Annotated in this window: 11 protein-coding genes and 1 other RNA gene; 4 read left to right on the forward strand and 8 right to left on the reverse strand. The window is 66.7% G+C overall.

Annotated elements, in window-relative coordinates; translation table 11 throughout:
* Positions 1-902: 902 nt before the first annotated feature.
* Positions 903-1,856 carry a DUF1214 domain-containing protein gene (locus ACI3KY_RS02220; protein ID WP_404928573.1) on the forward strand — a complete coding sequence of 318 codons (954 nt, stop codon included), beginning with the start codon at positions 903-905 and terminating at the stop codon, positions 1,854-1,856.
* A gap of 494 nt (positions 1,857-2,350) precedes the next feature.
* On the opposite strand, the gene ACI3KY_RS02225 is transcribed toward ACI3KY_RS02220, so the two are convergent.
* Positions 2,351-3,055, reverse strand: a complete 705-nt coding sequence (locus ACI3KY_RS02225) for a DUF6855 family protein (RefSeq protein ID WP_404928574.1) — start codon at positions 3,053-3,055, stop codon at positions 2,351-2,353.
* Positions 3,056-3,137: 82 nt separating this feature from the next.
* On the reverse strand, positions 3,138-4,496 hold the full coding sequence (locus ACI3KY_RS02230) for a protein kinase domain-containing protein (RefSeq protein ID WP_404928576.1): 1,359 nt from the start codon (positions 4,494-4,496) through the stop codon (positions 3,138-3,140).
* Positions 4,497-4,678: 182 nt separating this feature from the next.
* On the opposite strand from ACI3KY_RS02230, the gene ACI3KY_RS02235 reads away from it, so the two are divergent.
* The gene (locus tag ACI3KY_RS02235; RefSeq protein WP_404928578.1) at positions 4,679-5,482 is read left to right on the forward strand and encodes an alpha/beta fold hydrolase; all 804 of its coding nucleotides are present in this window, start codon (positions 4,679-4,681) and stop codon (positions 5,480-5,482) included.
* A 388-nt stretch (positions 5,483-5,870) separates the two neighbouring features.
* Here the strand turns inward: ACI3KY_RS02235 and ACI3KY_RS02240 are convergent, their stop codons facing one another.
* Positions 5,871-8,615, reverse strand: coding sequence for an AAA family ATPase (locus ACI3KY_RS02240; protein WP_404928579.1), 2,745 nt, complete (start codon positions 8,613-8,615; stop codon positions 5,871-5,873).
* Positions 8,616-8,836: 221 nt separating this feature from the next.
* Entirely contained in the window at positions 8,837-11,596 is a 2,760-nt protein-coding gene (locus tag ACI3KY_RS02245; RefSeq protein ID WP_404928580.1) for a hypothetical protein, read from the reverse strand.
* Positions 11,597-12,002: 406 nt separating this feature from the next.
* On the opposite strand from ACI3KY_RS02245, the gene ACI3KY_RS02250 reads away from it, so the two are divergent.
* Positions 12,003-13,169, forward strand: coding sequence for a tyrosine-type recombinase/integrase (locus tag ACI3KY_RS02250; RefSeq protein WP_301114994.1), 1,167 nt, complete (start codon positions 12,003-12,005; stop codon positions 13,167-13,169).
* Positions 13,170-13,400: 231 nt separating this feature from the next.
* On the opposite strand, the gene ssrA is transcribed toward ACI3KY_RS02250, so the two are convergent.
* Positions 13,401-13,771: a transfer-messenger RNA gene (ssrA, locus tag ACI3KY_RS02255) on the reverse strand.
* Between the two features lie 294 nt (positions 13,772-14,065).
* Between ssrA and ACI3KY_RS02260 the strand changes: the two genes are divergently transcribed.
* Complete coding sequence (locus ACI3KY_RS02260) at positions 14,066-14,575, forward strand: DUF2231 domain-containing protein (RefSeq protein ID WP_404928581.1); 510 nt, start codon at positions 14,066-14,068, stop codon at positions 14,573-14,575.
* Between the two features lie 57 nt (positions 14,576-14,632).
* Here the strand turns inward: ACI3KY_RS02260 and ACI3KY_RS02265 are convergent, their stop codons facing one another.
* The 3 genes from ACI3KY_RS02265 to ACI3KY_RS02275 form a co-directional block, all read right to left on the reverse strand.
* Positions 14,633-15,595, reverse strand: coding sequence for an SDR family NAD(P)-dependent oxidoreductase (locus tag ACI3KY_RS02265; protein WP_404928582.1), 963 nt, complete (start codon positions 15,593-15,595; stop codon positions 14,633-14,635).
* A gap of 4 nt (positions 15,596-15,599) precedes the next feature.
* Positions 15,600-15,884, reverse strand: coding sequence for a hypothetical protein (locus tag ACI3KY_RS02270; RefSeq protein WP_404928583.1), 285 nt, complete (start codon positions 15,882-15,884; stop codon positions 15,600-15,602).
* A gap of 74 nt (positions 15,885-15,958) precedes the next feature.
* Complete coding sequence (locus ACI3KY_RS02275) at positions 15,959-17,422, reverse strand: phytoene desaturase family protein (protein WP_404928588.1); 1,464 nt, start codon at positions 17,420-17,422, stop codon at positions 15,959-15,961.
* Positions 17,423-17,429: the final 7 nt, after the last annotated feature.

The raw sequence follows: 17,429 nt of genomic DNA on the forward strand, positions 1-17,429 counted from the left end.
CGCCGGTCCTCTCCTAGAGACTGTGGCGCGGTCGCGGTGCGCGGGAGCGCGCCAGCGCACGCGCGGCTCGGAGGGGCGTGTGACCGAGCGCAGTGATCGCGCTTTCCACACGCCGGTTCGAACGGTCGCTCAGATGGCTGGCAAGGGCCGTGAATCGCGGACTCGGTATATTGGCCGGCATCCTCGACACCGCGGTGCGTGACGGGCGGACCCCTCGCAACGTCGCGCAGAATCTTCGCCGCCTTACGTCCCTACGAACGAAGGCCCCGAGATCCGCGTAATCACGCGGTTCTCGAGGCCTTCTTCTGTGACAACGGCTGTGGAGATGGGGGGAATCGAATGACGCTGTGGGCGATTCCCCCTTCCACATCAACCTGCAAAATCCGCGGAATCACGCGGTTCGCAGGGCCATGCACCGACAAGCAGATGCATCGAAAATCGCCCACAGTCAGAGCAAATGCGGGCGATTTGTGGGCGATCCGACGGAGGGGAACCTCGACATCGATTCGCGGGACGAGAGTGCCGTCGCGGCGCACTTCGAGGAGTTCACGACAGGCTCTTCTCTCAGGCTACGCTACGCCGCGCAGCGACCAACGACCAGCCCACCGCGGAAGGACGCTCGGGTCTACCGCGACTGAGTCTGGTGTCTTCGCATCACCACTAAGCGTCCTTCAGAGCAAAGGCCTCCTCGACGTGCCGGCGTAGCTCTGCCGTCGTGCGCAGCCACTCGGTCCAAAGGGTCTCCCACGTGGCGTCATCGCGCGCGTTCGCGCACCCTCAACCGCACGCTCGGTTCGCTGAGCGGCGAGTGGGTGGGCGTATGCGGATGTCGCGAGGGGCGGTGTCACCGCGATAGCGTGAACCGACTTGTGCTCGTGGACGGCCCACGGCGGTCTGGGGGAATGATGGCGATCATCGTCGACGACGAGAACTTTGTGCGGGCCGAGACTGATCGGATGTTCGCCGGCCTGCAGGCCGCTGCGGGCGGGGCGAATCGCTGGAACCACTACCGCGTGCCCACGCCGATCGACCAGCAGACCATCATCCGCATGAATCGCGACACCCTCTACAGCCTCGCCGTCGTCGACGCCTCGAAGGGTGTGACTCTTACCGTGCCGGAGTCAGGCGAGCGATACCTCTCGGTGATGGTCATCGACGAGGACCACTACGTCAAGCGCATTTTCCACGAGCCGGGCACCTACACCCTGACCGCCGAGGAGATCGGCACACCCTACGCTGCATTCGGGGCGCGTGTCCTGCTTGACGAGACCGACCCTGACGACCTCGCGCGCGTGCACGCAATCCAGGACGGCCTGGTCATCGAGGCCGGCTCGAGCGAACCGTTCTCGATGCCCGATTACGACGAGCCATCGTTCACCGCGACGCGTGAGGCGGTGCTCGAGGAGGTTCGACGCGTGGGACTCGACGGCGGGACCCACGGCATGTTCGGCGACAAGGACGAGGTCGACAAGACTCAGCACCTCCTCGGGACCGCTGCCGGCTGGGGCGGCCTCCCCGAAACCGAGGCGTTCTATGTGTCCGAGGAACCGCACCTTCCCGTGGGGACCTATCAGATCACGGTCAAGGACGTGCCGGTCGACGCTTTCTGGTCGATCAGCCTGTACAACGCGGCGGGCTTCTTCGAACAGAATCCGCTGGGCGCCTACAGCGTGAACAACATCAACGGCACCAAGAACGGCGACGGGTCGGTTACCGTGCGCTTCGGCGGCGATGGGAGCCTGCCGAACACCCTCCCCCTCACCGAGGGCTGGAACTACCTCGTGCGAATGTACCGCCCGCGCCCCGAGATCCTCGACGGCACCTGGAAGTTCCCGCAGCTCGAACCGGTCTCCTAACGCGACCGAGTGATGCGTCACCCCGATGACGCATCCGTTGAGCGGCATCAGGATCGGCCACCGAGTCGGCCGAGATGCCGCGGCACAGGCGCCGTGACCACGCAGCTCCTGTCTTCAGCTTCGTACTATTCGACAGTGTTCAGTCTTCGGTTGATGCTTTCCTAAGGGACCCGGTGTTTCTCGCGGTCGGTCTTACCGTCGACCTGCTGGCGCTGGACGCACGCGCGGCTCTCGGGGCGTGGAATACCCGAACCGCCCCTGATCAGGCGGATAGCAGGCTCTGCCATGCGAACTGAAGTGATTGTGGGATACCCCGACGCCGGGGTTCGTACGGTCGCCGATCGCGAGTGGGTCGCGCGCGCGATCAACGTACTGCTTACGCCCTCCGCGCGCTGGAGGATGCGGATCGAGCGCTCGCTCGGACAAGGATCCAGGAACCTACCGAGCCGCTGCCAACGCTTTGGTCAAGCGCGTAGCTCCTCAGGTGGCCCAGGTCATTTTGGCGGAAGGGCTCGCACGCGGTTGCTGCGCGGCTTGTGTTCGAGTTCAACCATGCCGAGTTCCTCGAGTAGAGGGGGCAGGTACATCCCGAAGCGGCCCCGGTAGCCCTTCCGGGTCCCGTACCACCCGCCGACGGGGTTGGCGTCGGAGCGCCCCCATGCTTCGACGGTGCCGTCGGCGGCGGGTTTCTGTTCGTCGGCGGCGCCGAGCGGAACCCAGTCGCCCTGCTCCACCAACCAGGTGTGGAGGTCGTCGATCGCCCGCGCCTGGTACGTCAGGCGGGTGCTGCCTACCTGGCACACCAGTTCGTCGCCATCGCGGTACATGGTGTACTCCGAGGTGCCCGGCGCTGTGCGTAGCTCCCACGGGTCCGTGCTCGTTCCTGCTGCCATGGCTTCTCCCTCGGGGGCCGTTTGACCCCAGTGTGGCGGTGGCGGGGGTCGCCGTAAAGACTGCCGGCTGGCGCGCGCCCGCCGTCCCTGCTCCCACCGACTGGGGTCTGCGCTACCCGCGGGGTCGAGTTGAATGAGTAGCTCTTCGTTGCCATCCGCGATGGTCGCGAAGTCGCGTTGCAGCACGCGGCCGGTGAAGTCGATGCTCGGCAGGGTGACGGTGTCGCCCCTGTCCGGCACGGTCTCCAGCTCGACGCGGAGCAGTTCGCCGCGGCCAGTGGCCCAATAACACACCTGAATACCCACGAGGATGCCCCCGATGCTCTACTGCGATGCTACCGAGGCGCGGGGTGCAACGCACCGAGATCTGCCGAGAGAGGCAGTGGCGTCACTTGCCCTTCTTCTCCTGATGAGCCGCGTCGCGTGCGGCCTTCTCAGCTGCGCGTTGGTCGACCTCGGCCTGTTTCTCCGCGTCCCGCTGCGCGGCCTCCGCCTGCTTGTCAGCCTCTCGCTCGGCCTTCGACGAGGTGCCGCCTGCGGGCTGGTCATCCTTCGCTGGTCCGGGCGACGGCGGGGGCGCGTTGACGCCGGCCGGTGACGACGTGTCGACAGTCGCGAGCTCTCCGGTGGTGGAGCCCGTGCTGGTGTCCTCCACCAGTGGTTGGACCGAGACGGGGGCGACCGGTTCCGGATTGTTGGAACCGGTCGAAACGAAGGGAAGGCACACCAGTGCCGCCGTGAGCGCGGCCGCGAGTGCGCCGGCGCCGACCCAAGCTCGTTGTCCGGGGTGGCGGCGCTGTCGATGCGCCGCGGGGACCGGGTGGGGTGCGTGCCCACGGGTGTGGACGGGCACGATCCTGGGGGCCACCGGTGTGGGGAGCGGCGCGGTCATCGCGGGCCTGGTGGTCGTGGCGGGCAGCGTAGGGGCGATGCGGGCGACCTCGAGCGCGGTCGGGCGTGCGGCTGGGTCAGACGCCGTCATCCGGGTGAGCAGCTCGGCCCAGGCCGCGTCGATGTCCTCGGGTATCGCGGGAGGCTCCATGAGACGGGCCATGACCTCTCCGAGTCCGGAGGCGTGGCTGAATGCGCGCTTGCCGGTGAGGGCTTCCAGTAGCACCAAGCCGAGGGCATAGATGTCAGACGCGGGACAGCTGGCCTCGCCTCGGACCTGCTCCGGCGCAAGGTAAGCCGCGGTTCCGAGCACCGTCCCGGGGGTGGTGACCGAGGTCGCGTCGGCGAGCTGAGCGAGCCCGAAGTCGGCGAGCTTCACGAGGAAGCAATCCGCCGGGGACAGCGATGGAGCCAGGAGGATGTTCGACGGCTTTACGTCGCGGTGCACCAGCCCCGCGGCGTGGACCGCGTTGAGCCCGGATGCGAGCTGGCCGGCCAGCCGTGCCACCTGCAGCGTCGACAATGGCCCGGCCCGGAGCAGCCGGGAGAGGGTGGGTCCGTCGACATATTCCATCACCAGGTAGCGGGGACCCTCGGGTGAGAGGTTCGCCTCCAGCAGCGTCACCAGCGACGGATCATTCAGCCGGGCCAGCGCACTGACCTCACGCTGCGCGCGCACGGGGGATGCGAGCACCTCGGCGTCGTCCTTGAGCAGTTTGACGGCCACGGTTCGGCCGAGAATGATGTCCTCGGCCCGGTACACCTCGGCCATGCCGCCTTCGCCAACACGCTCGTGAAGCTGATAGCGGCCATCCAGCAGCGCGACAGTCTCGTGTTGTTCGATCAGGTGTGTCACGCTGATGTCCTCCCCGCCGCATCCGCGGCAACACTGGCGTTCGACTCCGCACAAGCTACCTGCGGCAAGGCAGCCGAAACACAGGGTTGACAGGTGGGCATCAGTAGTTCCTTCGAACGCGACTACCTCCGGCGCGCGTGCGGGACCGTTTCCGGGTGGGGGCGAAGGCGTACCCTCGAAATATGCCCGAGGTGGTGGTCGGCGGGGTGTGCATCGCCTACCGGCGGCGCGGGAGCGGGGCGCCACTGGTTCTCTTTCACGGAGCGTTCGAAGACTCTCGGGTCTGGGATCAGGAACTCGAGCGACTCAGCCCGCACATCGACGTGATCGCGTGGGATGCGCCCGGGTGCGGTGCATCCGATGATGTACCCAACGGGTGGGTCGACGCGGACTGGGCCGACGCAGCATCCGGGTTCATCACGGCCCTGGGACTACGGAGCCCCGCAGTCGCGGGCTTCTCGCTCGGATCGATCATCGCGCTACTCCTCGCCCGGGACCATCCCCACTCGGCGGGTCGGCTGGTCCTCGTCGGCGCCTACGCGGGCTGGGGCGGATCCCTCGCCCCCGACGCGCTGGCAGAGCGCATCGCGGCGGTGCGGTTCACGATGGAGCACCCGGCCGAAGACTGGGCGGACGGGTTCCTCGATTCCGTCTTCGCGCCCAATGCCGACCCGGAGCGCCGCGCCCACACCCGCCGTCTCCTCGACGACTGGCGACCGGCCACGACGGCGGCCATGCTCCCCGTGATGGCGCAAGATCTCCGTCCGGGTCTGCCGGCAATCCGAACGCCGACCGTCATCGTGCGTGGCACCGACGACGCCCGCAGCCCTCGCAACGCCTCACTGGAGTTGTGCGAACTTCTTCCTCACGCCAGCCTGGTGGAGATCGCCGGGGCCGGGCACGACTGCACCGGACCAGAGCTCGACGCCGTACTGGTCGCTGCATCACGCGAAGCGCGCGCCCACGCCGAGCCGCCCACCAGGTGACAAGGTCCAACCGACCAGAATCGGCGCCGCGCCGAGCGTGGGTGGATCCTCACCGACCGCGCAGATCGCGGATGATGTCCGCTCCCTGCACCCCCTACCCGGGCACATTAGTGACCGCGAAACACAATCGGCCCGCTGAGGGATCTGCTGCGCGCTTGCGAGGCTCCAAATCAGCTAGATCAGAGCTGTCCTTAGCTCCGGCAACCAGCCCACTAGCGGTCAGTGGCGGCGCAGTGCCCAAAAGTGAGCGGTTGCTAAGCGCAGCGTGGAGCGCAGCGGAGAGCGGAGTCTGCAAAGAGCGAACGCATGGGCACGGAGCCGTTGATGACCGCTACGCTATCTGCGGTCGGGGCGAAGTGCCGCGTTGCTGCACCATGGTGCGCGGGGACTATCGCGACAAGCCGATTCCCGAGCCCGGGGCGACGAACGGCCCAGCCATCGCGGCCTCGTGCCGCGACCGCGCCGCACGCCGCAGTTCCGCGTCTGCCGCTCGGACGGCGTCCTGCATGGTGAGCTCGGTGCCGCCGCGGAGCATGCTGGCGGCGACTTTCGCCTGCGCCGCGCGGTCTGTCGAGGCAACCGCGACCACCTCGTTGTGTAGCCGGCCTCGGGTGAGGCCGACGTAGAGCCCGGCAGCGTCCACGTCAGGGCCGACGAAGGAAGCATCCACTGTCTCTCCTTGAATGCCGTGAACCGTCGACGCATACGCGAGCTGCAGATGCTCGAGCACGTAGTCCTTGGTGACCTGGCGCAGCTCGCCGCTGTCGTTGGCGGAGACGAGCATGATGGTGTGCTCGCGGATGCTGCTCACCACCCACAGCGCACGATTCTCGACTCCGGTGCGTGGGTCGTTGCGGCGGGTCTGCACGGTGTCGCCGATCAGGATGCGCTGCTCCCCCATCCCCACGACCATGACCGTGGCATCAAGCTCGCCACGGTCGACCCGATGCTGCTGGATCGCATCGTTGATGGCGTTCGCCTCGCCGTTCGTCGCCGTCACGAGGGCGATGCGCTTGCCCCGTGCGTGCCAAGCGAAGTAGGCGTCGATCATGTGTTCACGCGCGGCATCGAGGTGGTCGACCCGTGCAATGTGCCCATTCTTCGCCAGCTCGTCGGCCACTGCGGAGGCGTGCTGGGCGTCGCCCGGGTCTCGCAGGCGAAGAGTGAGCGCCCCATACCCCGGGTCACGGAATCGGTGCACCGTGTCGAGTTCAACGGCAGCGCCTGCGAGGCGAACAGCAGCGGCCATCGCACCGATGTGTCCGACGGGAAGCGCCTGGTGCGGGTCGCCGACCATTGCGACGCCGACGCCGTGTTCGTGGGCGAGTTCGGCAAGGGCGTTCGCTGTCTGAAGATCGAGCATCCCGGCTTCATCGACCACGATCCGGTCACGCGGTCGCAACGGGTACGCGCTCGGGCCCGTGTAGATCACCCCGGTTTCGGTGTCGACCTCGCCGACAGAGAGTCGTCCCCACGAGTGCGCTCCCGCGGCGTCCGTTCCCCATCGGTAGCCGTGATCGGCGAGCAGTGAGTGGATGCTGGTCGCCGGGGCACCGACCTCGCGAGCAGCGACGGACGCGGCCTTTCGGGTGGGTGCGACCACGATCATGCGACGGCGTTGATCTAGCAGGGCGCCGAACCCTATCCGCAACATCGTGGTTTTCCCTGCACCTGCGGGACCGGTGACGGCCACGAGCCCGTGCGTGCCAGCGATGGCGGATGCCGCGGCCAGCTGCGAGGCATCCAGCTCGTCGAATCCGTCGATCGTGACGGCACCTCGATGCAGTTCGTTCGCGATCAACGCGCGTCCAGGGGTAGCAAGGCGGTCGAGCCGCTGCGACAAGACGACCTTTGACCGCATCGTCTCCGTCGCCATGAGATTCTTCACGTGAGCGGGTGCATCAGCGTCGCCGCTCAACCGCATGCAGTCGCGAAGTGCTCGCCCCGCGAGTGTGGCGATCAGCTCATCCAGTCCGTCGCGCTGACTCACAACGCCTGAGCGGGAGAGAGCCCGGATCGCGCCGGCACGCAGGTCGAATGCGCTGAAGCGCCCGCCCGAAGTGGTGGAGCGCGTGTCGGCGTCGACGACCGCCATGGCCGCGAGCAAGTCGACGTCGATCTCGTCGAGCGGGGTCGACCTGTTCGCGACCGCGGGGCGTTCATGAACAAGTTCGGGATCGATCGCGGCGATCTCGTCGCGGACCATCCCCTCCCAGGACTCCTCATCAAGGTTCCCCGGCTTGTTCGGGCGTGACACCGCCCACGCCCGCCGGTCGATCTGCTTCATCACCTCGGCGCTCGGAATGGCACCGCCGTGCGCCGCCGACCATTCGGCGATGAGGGGTGCCCGGTTGGCTTCGATCTGCGCGGACCGGCGAGACAGCGGGCGCACCGCGGCGGACAGTTCGGCGATCTCGCCGGCCTCGTTGACGGTGTACCCGTGACGGGCCAGCGCCGCGAGCCACTCCGGGTCAGTGCGGGCGGCGAGCTCACCCTCAGCGTTGATGACGGTGTGGAGTTTCATCGCGACGCGCGAGTCGAGATTCGACCACCTCCCATCCGCGCCGAGCACCTTCACGTTGAGCCAGAGATGCCGGTGGATGTGCGGGTCGAGTGCGCGCGAGCGTCGGTGCGACAGTTCGACGACCTCGAGGCGTGTGATGTCCTCGCGAACGAGGCCGTCGTGCCCGCGGCGGACGTTGAGCTCCCGCTGCCAGGTGAGGAGGGTGCGGTTCCGTAGGCGATCCTGGAGCGCTTCGAGCTCCGTGGCCAGATCCGAGTGGATCAGCGCGGCGATGCTGAACGACTTCGGGTGGTTGAGGGTCGCGTCGAGCACGAGGTCGGCATCGGGGCTCAGCCGTGCGCGACCTCGCTCCTCCCCCGTGACCGGATCGTGGCCGGTGAGCCACACGCGTAGTCCGCCGGCGGTGAGTTCGTCAGTGGTGATGACGCCGTCCGAGACGATGAATCGAGAAACACTCGAATCGGACGCGGCGCTATATCCGTCGAGTGCATCCACGCCGCTGGCGCGGTTGAGGTGTGCGTCGCACGTACCCTCGAGCGCGTACGCGATCGCGTGTCGCACGCCGCGGGAGTCAGCTCCCCTCTTCCAGCGCTCCAGCCCACCTCTCATGGCGCCACAGTACGGCCGGATCTAGCTGTTATCCAGGTCTTTTTGCCCGTTGTAGCAACGTGTAGCCTGATGCTGATTTAGGCGCTCGATCCGATAGCCCCATCGCGTGATGCCTGCGTGCATCGTCGGATCGGTGGCCGTACTTCCCCCGTTCCGACGATGCCGACCAGGGTACGAGATGGACCGCCGCCTGGCGGCAGTAGCGGCGACCCTCCGAGCTTTCATCTATCGAGTTGCGGAAACGTGCCCTGAGCCAGTCCGAGCGCCTTCATGTCGTCGCACAGCCAGTTGGCTGCAAGCTCGCTCGCGGGTCGAGGATGGTTCGTACGGTTCGCGATCGAGTCAGTCACTCCGCCGGGCCGTGAAAAGGGACCGGCGTGGACAAATGGTGACTGTCGGTCTCGGACCAGCGCATGAATCCAACTCCTCTTCCGGTCGTCAGCGGACCGCGTTATCAGCGCCCGTCCATTCGCGGCGATCTTGGCGTCATCGCCGAATCGCGCTGCAATTTCGGAAAGCTGCGAGATGGGAACTCGAGCTGTGGTGATTCCCGGAGCGCGAGCACCAAACGACGTTCCCGACTTGTATGACAGATCACCTACGACGCCGAACTCGCCGTCGGCGCTGGCACCCATCGACCACGAGAAGCTAGCGAAGACCGACGAGACTGCTTCGTCATAGGCGACGCAGGCCTGCCCATACGCCTCGGCGTAGAACGCTTGCATCTGAGCATCCGAGTACAGACCCCATACCCACCCCGTCGATTGCGCAGGATCTACGTCGGGCGCGGGTAAAGGGCGGCGCAATTCCTCCAAGTCGAGCTCCGAAAGCCAGTCCATCAGATCCACGATGAGTTGGCCCGGGATCACGCTTCGCCCAGTTTGATACGCAGCAGAGCGTGGATTGTCGACGACGGAGAGGAACCGACCAGCGGCCGCGCGGATTTCCGTCACCGGAATCGGATTGAACATCATCGTCGGCTTGCTTCCGAGCTGTCGCGCAGCCGCATACATCGACTCCACATGCCAGATCCCGAAGCGCGGTCCAAGCTTCGGGTGCGTCTCGAGGATCTTGATCGTTTGACCAGCAAACCGCTCTTGGACGATCCGCCATGGCCATTCCCCACCCTCTGGGATCGGTCCCGATCGATCAGGAAGCCATTCAGTCCGATCGACCCCAGTCTGCAGCGGGTGCACGCTCGACGGCAGGTCCACCACCTCATCATCGGCAGCGGCCTTGAGCCACCAACCAAGCGTCAAAATGGACCCTCTAGCGCGGACCCCCAGGACGATCGGCTGAGTAGACGAGCGAACCGGAAAGTAGAGCGGGGCGAGTTCCCCGATGGCGTCGATACAAGCCCGCGTCGCCCGCAGCACGCGAACCCCAGCTTGCGATTCGTCGATGGCAGTCTCGGAACGCCAATCATGCCCCTCTGCGATCCGGGCAATCACCCACGCGGCTGCGCCCGGATTCCCCGCGAAGCAGGCGGCCAGGATGCTGTCGACCTGTTCATCGTCGGCAGCGAGGCAAGCTACCGCGATCGCCCAACGCCATCGGTCGAACAGGAGCGGGTCTCCACTCAACTGCCTCACGCGAAGGGGTTGCTCCAAAAGGGATTGCGCGGCAAACCACTGCTGGAAAATCGGGAGAGAGAACTCAACTACGCCCGAGGGGCGGGCACGAACGAGTGTGGTCTCGCGCGCTAAGGCACGGGTCCGGAAGTCGAGTCCGTCGGCTTGCCCGCCGCTATCTGTGAGATTTTCACCTAGCTGCCTCAGTGCCAAGTACCGAGAAGCATCGGTCACCGCCAGCGCGCTGGTCGGCGCGTCCGCCAGAGCCCGCTCCACGAGGAGCCGGATCAACTCTGCTTGTCCGGTGGGCAGCCGTCCCGCCTTCATGGAGACACCGACGGCGAGGGCGAAGAAAGGGCGCGAGATCGTGTCCAACAAGATGGGGTCCCATGACCAGGTCGAGGGTTCAGTTCCGGCGACGGCGGTAATAAGGCGAATGGCCTCCTCAGTGGTCAAGCCTGGCCAGTCGACGACGATCGAATCGGCCGCGATGACACCGGGCCGACAGGTGAGAAGAAACGAGCAACGGGGACTAGCTGTGGCGACGACCTTGGCTTGATCGACTAGACGAACGGCTCTCTCGCCATCGACCTCGTCGAGCCCATCGATGACGACTGCGACTCCTGACGTCCGGATTAGATCCCGGTCCGCGATGGCCGCAAGCACCTCCTCCAGCGAGCGACCAGTGAGTTCTGCCGCGTCAACCCACACGGGCTGCGGGCTATCAGGCTGCCCGTCGAACACATCAATTTGAGCTAGGTGCCAGGCTTCGGCGACCTCAGACTTGCCGGCACCAAACGGCGCCACAAGGACACGCACCTCGCCCGACGGCACTTGCGGCAGCCGACCGGAAATTCCACTCAGCGATTCGTCGAGAGCATCGACATCTGTGTTGAATGCCGACAGCCGAACCGCCCTTCTCGCAACCGAATACCGGCGCAGAAGAGCGGCCGCATCCTGCCTCGAAAGGCCAGCGAGTGAACGGTGATCTACCATCAGCCGTGCGACCAGCGCCGAGTGGCGAGAACTGCTCCACGACGCCTGCAGGATCCTCGCCTCAGGGTCTGGTGAAAGCGCCAGCACTGAGTCGTAAACCGATTCGACGATTGCGACCGACTTCGACAGGCGATCGCGTTGAACCGCCCACTCGAAATAGACGCTAAGTGTGGTGTCCAGATCCCGGGCGAGGCGAACACCGGTCTCCTCGATCGGTTGTTTGAGCTCGACCTCGGCGACCCGTCGCAACCAGTGCCGAAAAGCCCGGCCCGGGAGGGCGATCCCCGTCTTCTTTCGTACCGCCCGCTGAACCTGGTACCGGAATAGAAGCGAGTGCGCTAGCTTCGCCGCCAGACGTGAGAGCAGCGGGCTTGCAGCCTTACCCGCCGTCGACAGAATCTCAGGTCCGACCATCCTTCGTAACCTCCGGGCGAAATCAGTCCCGAGCGCGACTACTCGGATGTCCGAATCGAAATCTATCGGGCGCTAGGAGTCGATCCCCCGCCGACACATCGTTCGTCTTGATCAGATGGCGTCGTCCGAGATTGCCTCAGTCGCCTGGCGGTCGGGCAAAACGTCTCCGACTTGAACCCGCAAAGAGACTCAGACTCCCCGTTCCAGCACTCCGGCCAGCATCCACACCGACGCGAAACCTGCGGGAACTTTGCGGGTCTCACGCTCCTCGCCCGGCGCTCGACTTTTGTTCTACCGTTCGTGAACGACTGCACACGCCTGCATGTAGCCACAAGACGCGCCCAGGTTGTCGGCACCGGCCCGCGCCGGGCCGGCACCCGGCGCTACCCTGGCTCCGAGGTGAGCCATGGGAAGCATCACGGCGTACGAGATCGAGGCGGGACGGCGCTACCGTGTCCGCTGGCGCAACGACCAGCAGAAGCAGGTCGAGAAGAAGGGCTTCCGCACCAAGAGGGACGCGGAGCTGTACCTCGCGCACAGCGAAGTCTCGAGATCAAACGGCTCTTACACAGATCCCGGCGAGGCGCGCATCACAGTGGGCGCGCTCGGCGTCGAGTGGCTCCGAAACAAGGAGCACGCGCTCAAACCTTCATCGTTCAGTTCGCTGAAGACGTCGTGGAGGGTCTACGTCTTCCCGCGCTGGGGCGACGTCCGCATCGGCGACATCCGGGCCTCGCACGTCGAGCAGTGGATCCGCGAGCTTTCCGAGGGAACGGCCACGACGAAGCGCACCAAGAGTGAGAAGGCCGGCGCGAACCCGCGTTCTGCCAGTGTCGTCTACCGAGCCTTGGGCGTTCTCGCGGGCATCCTCGACACCGCCGTGCGCGACGGACGCATCCCCCGCAATGTCGCCCGCGGAGCCCAGAATCTCCCGCCGAAGCAGTCGCAGAAACCGCGTCGCTACCTCACGCACGCCGAAGTTGTCCGGCTGGCCGAGTCGACAAACAACGACACTCACAAGACCCTTATCCTCGTGCTCGCTTACTGCGGACTCCGCTGGAGCGAGGCGATCGGCATGCACGTCAGCGACATCATCTTTCCGAGACATCGCATCCAGGTTCAGCGCGCCGCTGTCGAAGTCGAGGGCAAGATCGTGCTCGGCACCCCAAAGAACTGGGAACGCCGGCTCGTCCCCTTCCCTGCCTTCCTCGAAGGACCGCTCAAGCAGCTGTGCCGCGGTAAGCGCCCCGACGACCTCGTCTTCACCGACCTCGAGGGCAGGCACCTGCGCCGGGCCAAGACCCAATACGGCGTGAGTTCATGGTTCACGACTGCGCTCGATCTCGCCGACATCGAGCGGCTGACGCCGCACGACCTGCGTCACACAGCCGCGAGCCTCGCGATCTCGTCGGGCGCGAACGTCAAGGCCGTGCAGCGGATGCTCGGGCACAAGTCGGCTGCGATGACCCTCGACACGTACGCCGATCTGTTCGACGACGACCTCGCCGACGTCGCCGAGCGGATGAATCAAGGCGGGTTGAACGCGGATGTCGGGCGCCTCTGGGCGAGCTGATCGCGTTTCTTTTCGCTTCGCTCGCTCAACGGCCGACTCGCGCTAGCACGCGCGCGCCGGCCCGAAATCGACGTCTAGCGGCTTTCGGACACGCATTTCGACCTATATGCACCAAACGTTTGTGGGCGATTTGTGGGCGATTGGGTTGCGAGGGATCGCACCAACAACGAACGAAGGCCCCAACAACCGCGTGATTACGCGGCTCTCAGGGCCTTGTTCGGTGACAGCGGGTGGTGGAGATGGGGGGAATCGAACCCCCGTCCATCGCTGAGTAACTGCGGTTTCTCCGGGCGCAGTCTGTGAAAGCGTTCTACTCGGCTCCGACCTTTGTCACAGACACCTAAGTCGACGAGCCCATCCTGATAAGAGTCCCGCGTGACGCTCAGGCGACGTCACGCAGCAAGATCCCTAGATGACGCCAATACCCGTGACGGGATCAGTCACGGATTGACGGCGTCGGGCTCGCTGCTCAGGCAGCGAGGGCGAACGCGGACTGCTTCTTTTCGGCAGTTATTGGTTTGCAAGGAGCGTTTACGAGATAACCCTGCATCCTCGGCCCGCTTCACGCAGATTCGCAGGCGATGTCGAAACCGATCATCCCCGTGTCCTCGAATCGAGGTGGTTCCTTCTCGCGAAGGGCCGCTGTCACACTGTGGAGTTGCCAACACTCGGGCGCCGAAGCACCCGAGCACATCAGGATACAACGGATGCCGCGCCCCCGCCATTCCCGGCGGCCGACGCGGGTCCGCCGCCGGGTCCAGGGCACCGGCGACACGGGCGCCGCGTCCGTTTCGGCGCGGGCCGGTTGCGGCATCCGCTGTCGCATGTCAAGGCCCGTGCCGGACCTCGCGCGGGATGGTCGGCTGGTGCGACACACACCGAAGGAGTGAGACGACATGTCGCAGAACAGCCCCCAACAGCGCGCCAAGCAGCCCCGTTCGGCTCTCGCCGGACCATATGGACACCCCTTCCACCCCATACTGGTCACGATCCCGATCGGCGCGTGGGTGGCGAGCCTCGTGTTCGACATCATCGGCCTGGTCTCCGACGACCCGGCGCCGTATGTGCAGGGCGCGTGGATCCTCATCGTCATCGGCCTCATCGGCGCCGTGCTGGCCGCGATCTGGGGCTTCCTCGATTTCTCGCAGCTCGCCCGGGGCACCGCCGCCCGGCGGACGGCGACGATCCATATGGTGCTCAATCTCAGCGTCACGGTGCTCTTCGTCATCAACCTCCTCGTGCGACTGTCGGCCGATGACCACGACGAGGTCAGCATCATCGGGTTCATCCTCAGCATCGTGGGTCTCGCGGCGCTCGGCGTGTCGGGGTGGCTCGGCGGCAAGCTCGCGTACCACTACGGCGTGCGCGTCGCCGACGAGCGGACGCAGCTCGACGGCTTCCACTGAATCGTCCGGGGTCGTGGACTGACGCCGCACCGCCGGGCGGCCCGCGAGTCCCGTCCGCTAAGCGGCGGATGGACGACGCCGCCGCGCCAATGCCATCGTCAGCAACCCCGCGGAGATCGCTGAGATCGCCAGAGGAATCCGGCGCGATCGCCAGCCACCGGTGACGGGACTCGCAGACGACGGCGCATCGAACACCGTTCCCGTGGTCACGTCGGCGCCTTCGCCCCGCAGCTCGACGCTGTCCATCAACAACCCCGCGATCCCGTCGTACACCGGCGCCGCGAAGCGATGGACCGGGAGTACGAGCGTCTGCGCTCGACCGACGAATGCCGCATGGCGCCGACGATGCGGCGCTCGCACGATCGCCCGGGCCACACGCCTGGGAGACGACGCCGGGGGCAGCGGGTGCACATGCCGCGTGGTGACGTTCGCGGCGTGCTGGTCGATGGGTGTGTCGATCGTCCCGGGCAGAATCACGCGAACACGGATGCCGGTGCCACGGAGTTCTTGCCGCAGTGATTCGGCGAATCCGAGCAGCCCCCATTTGCTCGTGACGTAGGGCGAGATGGCCGGCGACCCGACGCGCGAGTAGAGCGACCCGACCATGACGAGCGTGCCGGAGCCCTGACGCCGGAAGTACGGAAGCACCGCGCGAGCCCCGTGCACCTGCCCCATGAGGTTCGTCTCGACGACCTGACGGAACACCTTCGACGGCAGGCGCTCGAAGGCCCCGTAGGCGAAGACGCCGGCGTTGCCGACCCAGACATCGATCCGGCCGTACTCGTTGTGGGCCGCGGCGGCGAGGGCACGCACCTCACCCTCGTGGCTGACGTCCGCGGGAACGACGAGCGCGTCAACGCCGAGCGCTCGGCACTCCTCGGCGACGGCAGCGAGGGCGGCCTCGCTGCGCGATGCGAGCACCAGGCGAGCACCCTTCTTGGCATACAGCCGCGCGGTCTCGCGGCCGATCCCGCTCGACGCACCCGTGATGACCACGACGGGTCCGGCTGTACGGCTCATGGCGCTACGGATGACGGCCGGCCGGGCATGTGGAGGTCGCCGGGATCGACGTCGACGTCTCCGGCATCATCCGGGCACCGGTGCCGGGCACGGCGCGCACCTGGCCGGGGTCGATGTCCGGATCCACGGTGTCGGGCAACGGATCGGCCTGCTTCGCCTGCGTCTCGCTCTCGCTCGCCGGGCTGTAGCTCATGTCCTTGCGCAACGACTCCTGCTCCGACAGCGGGCGGCGGCGCGACTCGTCGGAGCCTGAGGACGCGGCATCCGGATTCTCGTGTTGAGGGTCCATGGAGCGACCGTAGGCGGCCTCGGTTACGGCGGTCCTCCCCCTTGACATCGCCGCGGCGCGAGTCCTCCGCCGTGTCAGGGCGTGCCGGCGGTGCGCGGCGACAGGTCGGGAAGGGTTCGGGTGCCGAACTGATGACGCAGAGCGCTGAGTGCGGCGAACCATCCCGGCAGGCCGGTGACCCCGGGTCCTGGGGCTGCGGATGCGGAAGCGAGGTACACGCCGGGAATCCCCGTGCGCCACGGATCGGGGCTCAGGACGGGACGACCGACCAGCTGCAGGAAGTCGGGAGCCCCGGCCGCGATGTCGCCGCCCGGATAGTTGGGGTTGTGACGCTCGACCTCACGTGCCGTGCGCGAGCTCGTGGCGAGGATCGTGTCGCGGAAGCCCGGAGCGAACCGCTCGATCTGCGCGGTGACCGCCTCACGGCGATCGACGTCGCTGCCCGCCGGCACGTGCGTGTACGTCCACAGGGTATGCATGCCGGCGGGTGCCCGAGTGGAGTCGAACAGCGAGGGCTGCGACACCAGCACGTAGGGGCGGTCGGGCAGGCGCCCGCGGTTGACCTGGTTCTCGGCATCCGCCACCTCCGCGCGCGTTCCGCCGACGTGCACGGTGCCGGCGCGGCGGAGCTCGGCATGGGTCCACGGCACCGGGTCGCTGAGTGCGAAATCGACCTTCGCCACCCCGTCGCCGTACCGGAACCGCTGGAGCGCGCGGCGGTAACCGGCAGGCATCGCGTCGCCCGCCAGCCGGATCAGCGCCTTGGGCGTGACATCGAGCAGCGTCGCCGTGGCGGCAGGCAGTGCCTCGAGCGCGGTCACTTCATGATCGAGGACGAGCTCGCCGCCGTGAGCCCGCAGATCGTCGACCATCGCGTCGATGATCGCCTGGCTGCCCCCGATGGGGATGGGCCAGCCGCGGGCATGCGCATACGCGGTGAGCGCCAGCCCGGCACCCGCGGCGGCGACACTCGGCTGCCGCAGGATCGTATGGGCGGCGACGCCCGTGAGCATCGCCGGGGCGACGTCCCCCCGGAAGCGCAGGTTCCACGCAGGACTGCCCTGTTCGAGCGCGCGCAGGCCGAACGACAGCGCGGTAGGGATGTCGGTGGGTACCCGCACCAGCGACGAACCAGTGAACTCCGCGACCCTCGTCGACCGTTCGACCAGCGGACGCAGCAATTGGGCGTAGGCGATCGCGTCCGGCCCGAGCGCCTCGGCCGTGCGCCCGAGATCGCGGTACGCGACGCCGGCATGGCGTTCGTCGAGCGGATGCGCGAAGGACACCTCCGGGGTGACGAACTCCACGCGCTGCCGCAGACCGAACTCGCGGAAGAAGCGCGACTCGAACGCCATCGGATGCACGGCCGAGCACACATCGTGCTGAAACCCGGGCAGCGTCAGTTCACGTGTGGCCGCACCGCCGCCCGGCCGGTCGTCGCGTTCGTACACCCGCACACGCAGTCCTGCGCGAGCGAGGGTGACCGCGGCGGCGGTGCGGCCACACGTGAACTGACGCTGCCCGGGTTTCAGCACGATGTGTGCT

Origin of the sequence: Microbacterium sp. ZW T2_14, from assembly GCF_044987405.1 — a bacterium.
GTDB lineage: Bacteria > Actinomycetota > Actinomycetes > Actinomycetales > Microbacteriaceae > Microbacterium.

Bases quoted from the DNA above. Each gene is read 5' to 3' on its own strand.
- ACI3KY_RS02220 (WP_404928573.1), top strand. From the start codon at position 903: ATGATGGCGATCATCGTCGACGACGAGAACTTTGTGCGGGCCGAGACT.
- ACI3KY_RS02235 (WP_404928578.1), top strand. From the start codon at position 4,679: ATGCCCGAGGTGGTGGTCGGCGGGGTGTGCATCGCCTACCGGCGGCGC.
- ACI3KY_RS02240 (WP_404928579.1), bottom strand. From the start codon at position 8,615: ATGAGAGGTGGGCTGGAGCGCTGGAAGAGGGGAGCTGACTCCCGCGGC.
- ACI3KY_RS02245 (WP_404928580.1), bottom strand. From the start codon at position 11,596: ATGGTCGGACCTGAGATTCTGTCGACGGCGGGTAAGGCTGCAAGCCCG.
- ACI3KY_RS02250 (WP_301114994.1), top strand. From the start codon at position 12,003: ATGGGAAGCATCACGGCGTACGAGATCGAGGCGGGACGGCGCTACCGT.
- ACI3KY_RS02260 (WP_404928581.1), top strand. From the start codon at position 14,066: ATGTCGCAGAACAGCCCCCAACAGCGCGCCAAGCAGCCCCGTTCGGCT.
- ACI3KY_RS02265 (WP_404928582.1), bottom strand. From the start codon at position 15,595: ATGAGCCGTACAGCCGGACCCGTCGTGGTCATCACGGGTGCGTCGAGC.
- ACI3KY_RS02270 (WP_404928583.1), bottom strand. From the start codon at position 15,884: ATGGACCCTCAACACGAGAATCCGGATGCCGCGTCCTCAGGCTCCGAC.